This is a genomic window from Arthrobacter sp. H14, from assembly GCF_000520495.1.
GTDB lineage: Bacteria > Actinomycetota > Actinomycetes > Actinomycetales > Micrococcaceae > Arthrobacter_C.
Map to the genome: position 1 here is coordinate 5702 of NZ_KI914692.1, position 5264 is coordinate 10965.

Consider the following 5264-nt stretch of genomic DNA (forward strand, 5'->3'; position numbering starts at 1 on the left):
GGGCCCGCCGTCGTCGTCGTCGGGCCTTGGGGTGGTTGGCTCACAATCCTTTGGGACGGAGCAGGTCTTCGGCCAGGCCGGCAATGTAGTCGATGGTCAGCGCCAGCACCGCTGTCAGGACCGCACCGACAAGCTGGACCGAGATGCGGTTGAGGGAGAGCCCGGCGACGATGATGTCGCCGAGGCCCCCGGCGTTGATGTACGTGACCAGGGTCGCGGTGCCCACATTGATCACCAGCGCCGTGCGGACACCGGCCAGGATGATCGGCACGGACAGCGGCAGTTCGATCTTGCGCAAGGCACCGAACTTCGAGTAGCCCATACCGCGGGCGGATTCGAGAATGGAATCGTCCACCTGCTCGAGCCCGACCATGGTGTTCAGCAGGACGGGAACGATGGCGTAGAGCACCAGTCCGACGATGGCAGCCTGGAACCCCAGGAACAGCCACGCCACTGCCAGCAGGAAAAGGATCGCGATAGTCGGCATCGCCTGGCCGAGGTTGAGGATGCTCAGCAGATACGGGCGGATGCGCTGGGTGAAGGGGCGGGTGAGGATGACGCCGGCCGGAACCGCGATGATCAGGGTGAGCACGGTGGAAACGGCTGCGAGCTGGATGTGTTCCCAGATGGCTGTCGTCAGCGCCGAGGCGTTGAGCGAACGCTGTTCAATGCTGTCCAACTCGAGCGAGGAGACGTAGAGGTACAGCGCCAGGCATACGAGTGCCAGGACGATCGGCATGGCCAGATAGCCGGTCAGCGTGCGGTGAGTTGTCCGCACTGGTGTCTGGACGACGAGGTCCCGGTCGTGTTTGTGGTCTTGGGTGGAAGCAGTCATCGCGGGCTCCCCTACTCCGCCATCGAATCATTTGCGAGGCTCTCGCGGGCCTTGGCGACGGCGGAGCTGCGCATGCTGCGGACGGCGTCGTTGATCTGGTCGATATCCACGATGCCCTGGTACACGCCGTGGGAGTCCACCACGATGGTGACGCTGTACCGGGCGGCGATCAGCTCATTCAGGGCATCACTGAGGGTTGCGCGGGCCTCCACGGTGGCCTCCGGGGCCATCCCGATCTCATCCAGTGGCCGTCCCTCTCCGCGCTGAAGGTCTTCGGCGCCGACCCAGCGGCGGGGTTTGCCTTCGCCGTCGAGCACCAACACTGCGCTGAGTTCCGTGCGCCGGAGTGCACCCCGCACTCCTTCGCGGTCGGTTCCCAGTTGCACGGTGGGCCATTGCTTCAGTTCGATGTCGGCAACCCGGCTGAGGTTGAGCCGCTTCAGGGAGGCGCCGCGGCCGATGAAGTCCGCAACGAAGTCGTTGGCCGGAGCGGTCAGGATTTGCTCCGGGGTGTCGTACTGGGCGATATGGGAGCCGTCCTGCAGGATGGCGATCCGGTCCCCCATCTTGATTGCCTCGTCGATGTCGTGGGTGACGAACACGATCGTTTTGCGGACCTCGGACTGCAGGCGGAGGAATTCGTTCTGCAGGCGGTCGCGGGTGATCGGGTCGATGGCGCCGAACGGCTCATCCATCAGCATCACCGCCGGGTCCGCTCCAAGGGCGCGGGCGACGCCGACGCGCTGCTTCTGCCCGCCGGAGAGTTGCTTGGGATAGCGGTTGCGGAACTGCGACGGTTCCATGTTCACCATCTCCAGCAGTTCATCCACCCGGGCGGAGATCTTTTTCTGGTCCCAGCCGAGCAGCTTGGGAACCGTGCCGACATTCTCGCCGATGGTCTGATGCGGGAAAAGGCCGACCTGCTGAATGACGTAACCGATACGACGGCGGAGCTTGTCCGGGTCGCTGGAGGTGACGTCTTCGCCGTCGAGAATGATCCGGCCTGACGTGGGCTCAATGATGCGGTTCATCATCTTCATGGTGGTGGTCTTGCCGCAGCCCGACGGGCCGACGAGGACGACGATGTCGCCTTCCGGGATGTCGAGGGTCAGGTTGTCGACCGCGTTCTTCTTTTGACCCGGGAACTTCTTGGAGAGCTCTTCGAGCCGGATCATCACCCGGCCGCCCGAGTTGTTGCGGGCGTTCGCGTTGATTGCACTGGTCATCGGATTCCTTGGGAGGTCGTGATCTTGCGCAGCAGATAGAGGGCAATGTCAAAAAGAATGGCGAGGATAATGATGCCCAGCGTGCCCGCGAGGATCATATTGACTGCGACCGGGGTGCCGACCCTTTGCAGGCCGGTGAAGATTAACTCGCCAAAGCCGGGGCCGAGAACGATCGCCCCGATGGCTGCGATGCCGAGGAGCACAAGGGTGGTGACACGCACCCCGGTGATAATCACTGGCCAGGCAATAGGCAATTCGATCCGCAGCAACCGCTGCGTGCGGCTCATCCCCATCCCGAGCGCGGACTCGACGATGGCCGGATCGACCTCACGCAAGCCGGTGACGGTGTTGCGCACGATCGGCATCAGCCCGTACATGGTCAGCGCCACCAACACCGGCGCCCAACCCAGACCCAACGGACCGATCAGCAGAATGAACAGCGCGAAGGACGGAATGGTCAGGAAGGAACCGGTGATGGCGAGAACCGCCTCGCGCGGTTTCTCCCTGCGGTAGGTGGCTATCCCCAGGCTCACCCCAAGGACGGTCGCCAGCAGCACCGAGACACCAACGATAGCGGCGTGTTCCAGCCCGAGCTCGAGCATGTCCTCGCTGCGCGCTATGAGGAATTCGAAAAAATTCAAGCCCACTCCCCCTCCGAGTCGTTAACGTCACTATAAATGAGCAAGCCTTCAACTTTGCCGGGATTCGGCAGGAAACGCCAAACCGTTATATTCGGCGATTCCGCTCATTTATGTGCATTGAGTGCCGGAAATCTGCAACCAGGACGAGCCAAGTGCGCCAAACTCCCGTCGACCGACATGGATGAGACCGTCATTGGCAGCGTCCGGCTTGGTGCGTCCAGGCCGGGTTAGGGCTGGTGCGCGGTGCGGTACGCAGTAGAGACATGTTTTGGAACTCTCCCGCGATCCGATACGGCGTAACCGTTGCGCTGCGCCCACTCGCGCACGTCGGCGGTTGTGAACGCTCCGGGGATGGCCCTGCTGGAAGCCTTGCTGTTCCGAGTGGACGATGTCTCCTTCGCGGCTGCCTTTTTGCCGGAGGCTCGATTCTTGTCGGCGGCTTGATTCTTATCGGGCGCTTGGCGGCCGCTCTTGTTCTTCGTCGGATCGACGTTCACCCACTTCTCGCCCTTGCGGGGTCCAGGCGGCAGCCGGTGCCCCTTGGGGACCGTGACCTCGCTGCCACCGCGCTTGGGCTGGTACTGACCCGATGTGGACGCCGGCGACCCAGGCTTTTGGGTAGTCTTCTTCTTCGCGGGCGCCTTCCTGGCAGGCGTCTTCTTGGCCGCCGGCTGCTTTTCCTGGGCCTCGTTCGCCACTGGCTCATTTGCTGAGGCCGCCTTCGGCGCCTGCTTGGCCGCCGGCTGCTTTTCCTGGGCCTCGTTCGCCGCAGGCTCATTTGCTGAGGCCGCCTTCGGCGCCTGCTTGGCCGCGGACTGCTTCTCCTGGGCCTCGTCCGCCACTGGCTCATTTGCTGAGGCCGCCTTCGGCGTCTTCTTGGCCGCAGACTGCTTTTCCTGGGCCTCGTCCGCCGCAGGCTCGTTGGCTGAGGCCGCCTTCGGCGCCTGCTTAGCCGCAGGCTGCCTTTCCTGGGCTTCGTTCGCCGCAGGCTCATTGGCTGAGACCGCCTTCGGCGCCTGCTTAGCCGCAGGCTGCCTTTCCTGGGCTTCGCTCGCCGCAGGCTCATTGGCTGAGACCGCCTTTGGCGCCTGCTTAGCCGCGGACTGCTTTCCTTGGGTCTTGTCCGTAGTCGGCGTCCGTCGAATTCTCTTCTCAGCGTCGGCGAACTCACCACCGACAATGCGGTTTACTATGTCGCGGGCGTCGGCCTCGTTCGCGTAACCTTGGCCGCCATCGGTCGCCACGACGTTGCCGTCGACCACCAACTCCCACGCCCATTTGCCGTCCTGGCGGGTGTACAGGCGCCGTATCGCCATGTTGTCTCCCTACTTTCCATAGGCCGTGTGATCTTGCATTTTGCGCGGTAGCACTCGCATCAAAATCGAGCAACTACCCGGACTTCTTCGCCGTCCTCGCGTGCTTCTTGCGGCGAGGAGCTTCTTCCTCCGCCTGGTCTTCCTCCTCAGCGGGCTCCTCGTCGTCGGCGGGCTCTTCCTCGTCCTCGGCTTCACCCTCTTCTTCGTCCTCACCGGACTCTTCGTCGGTGGACTCTTCCTCATCTTCCGTCACGCCCTCGGCTTCGCCCTCTTCTTCGTCCTCACCAGACTCTTCGTCGGCCGGCTCTTCCTCGTCCTCGGCCGCGTCCTCGACCGCATCCTCTTCTTCGTCCTCGCCGGACTCTTCGTCGGCAGACTCTTCATCGTCCTCTGCGAAACGTTCGGCGATGGCCTGTACGTCTTCATTGTTGACCGCCTCGAACAACTGCTCCCTGGCGTCATCGGAGAGTTCGGACAGCTTCTCGCTGGCGTCAATGAACTCCTGCAGCCCTTCGCCCAGATCGCTGGGGCTCGCCGAGCCGTAGAGTACGGAGATCACGTCGCCAGCAGTTGCGGCGAGATCGAAATCTTCAGTGCGTCCTAACAGATACCCGGCCAGGACGGCGGCGGTGGTTCTATTCTCAAGTGCCATGGTTTGCCTCTTTCGGTTGTGGTTAGCACCATAGTAAGCCTGCTGTTGGTTTCCGCCTATATCCGGTTGCGCTTCTTCCGGCCGTTCTTGGTACGTGGCAGTATCTTTGTACAGCATCAACACAAGGTGGACCGGAGGAATAATGATCGGCGAGCAAAGTATCAGGGAGTATCTGGACCGCACGGCCTCAGATGCGCCGGCACCCGGCGGCGGCGCCACCGCCGCACTGCAGCTGGCCCAGGCCGCGGCACTGACCTCCATGTCCGCGCGGTTCAGTACGGGCGCCAAATTCGCCGAATACGCCCCGCTGGTCCAGCGGGTGCTCGCCGATGCCAAGCCGCTGATCGCCGAATCCCTGAAAGTGGCCGACGCCGATGCCGCCGCCTTCGCGAAGGTCGCCGAGTCTTACGGTCTGCCCCACGACTCCGAGCCGGACAAGCAGGCCAGAACGCGGGCGATCCAGGAGTCCCTGGTGGCGGCCACTGAGCCCCCGCAGCAGCTGATTGGACTGGCGCGGACCATCTCCCGGCTTGGCGAAGAGCTGCTGGATTGTGCCAATCCGAATATTCTCAGCGATATCGCTGCCGCGGCGGC

The 5264-nt window shown here is 63.3% G+C and carries 6 protein-coding genes; 1 reads left to right on the plus strand and 5 read right to left on the minus strand.

Annotation, left to right across the window (positions count from 1 at the left end):
* Window positions 1–40: 40 nt before the first annotated feature.
* The 5 genes from Y707_RS0119550 to Y707_RS27705 form a co-directional block, all read right to left on the minus strand.
* Window positions 41–835 (minus strand): ABC transporter permease, encoded by a 795-nt coding sequence (locus tag Y707_RS0119550; protein ID WP_026536327.1) that lies wholly within the window; start codon window positions 833–835, stop codon window positions 41–43.
* Window positions 836–846: 11 nt separating this feature from the next.
* Window positions 847–2061, minus strand: coding sequence for an ABC transporter ATP-binding protein (locus Y707_RS27695; protein WP_051442220.1), 1215 nt, complete (start codon window positions 2059–2061; stop codon window positions 847–849).
* Window positions 2058–2663: an ABC transporter permease gene (locus tag Y707_RS0119560; RefSeq protein WP_253905277.1), complete on the minus strand. Its 606-nt coding sequence runs from the start codon at window positions 2661–2663 to the stop codon at window positions 2058–2060. Before Y707_RS0119560 ends, Y707_RS27695 begins: the two co-directional genes overlap by 4 nt.
* Window positions 2664–2929: 266 nt before the next feature.
* Entirely contained in the window at window positions 2930–4018 is a 1089-nt protein-coding gene (locus tag Y707_RS29220) for an Lsr2 family DNA-binding protein (RefSeq protein WP_051442221.1), read from the minus strand.
* A 73-nt stretch (window positions 4019–4091) separates the two neighbouring features.
* The gene (locus Y707_RS27705; protein ID WP_035782754.1) at window positions 4092–4670 is read right to left on the minus strand and encodes a hypothetical protein; all 579 of its coding nucleotides are present in this window, start codon (window positions 4668–4670) and stop codon (window positions 4092–4094) included.
* A gap of 142 nt (window positions 4671–4812) precedes the next feature.
* Between Y707_RS27705 and Y707_RS27710 the strand changes: the two genes are divergently transcribed.
* Window positions 4813–5264, plus strand: a 452-nt coding sequence (locus Y707_RS27710; protein WP_035782756.1) for a cyclodeaminase/cyclohydrolase family protein, incomplete at its 3' end; no start/stop codon positions are given.

Excerpts from the sequence above, each read along its gene's own strand:
- Y707_RS27705 (WP_035782754.1), bottom strand. The coding sequence starts at position 4,670 with ATGGCACTTGAGAATAGAACCACCGCCGCCGTCCTGGCCGGGTATCTG.
- Y707_RS27695 (WP_051442220.1), bottom strand. The coding sequence starts at position 2,061 with ATGACCAGTGCAATCAACGCGAACGCCCGCAACAACTCGGGCGGCCGG.
- Y707_RS29220 (WP_051442221.1), bottom strand. The coding sequence starts at position 4,018 with ATGGCGATACGGCGCCTGTACACCCGCCAGGACGGCAAATGGGCGTGG.
- Y707_RS0119560 (WP_253905277.1), bottom strand. The coding sequence starts at position 2,663 with ATGCTCGAGCTCGGGCTGGAACACGCCGCTATCGTTGGTGTCTCGGTG.
- Y707_RS0119550 (WP_026536327.1), bottom strand. The coding sequence starts at position 835 with ATGACTGCTTCCACCCAAGACCACAAACACGACCGGGACCTCGTCGTC.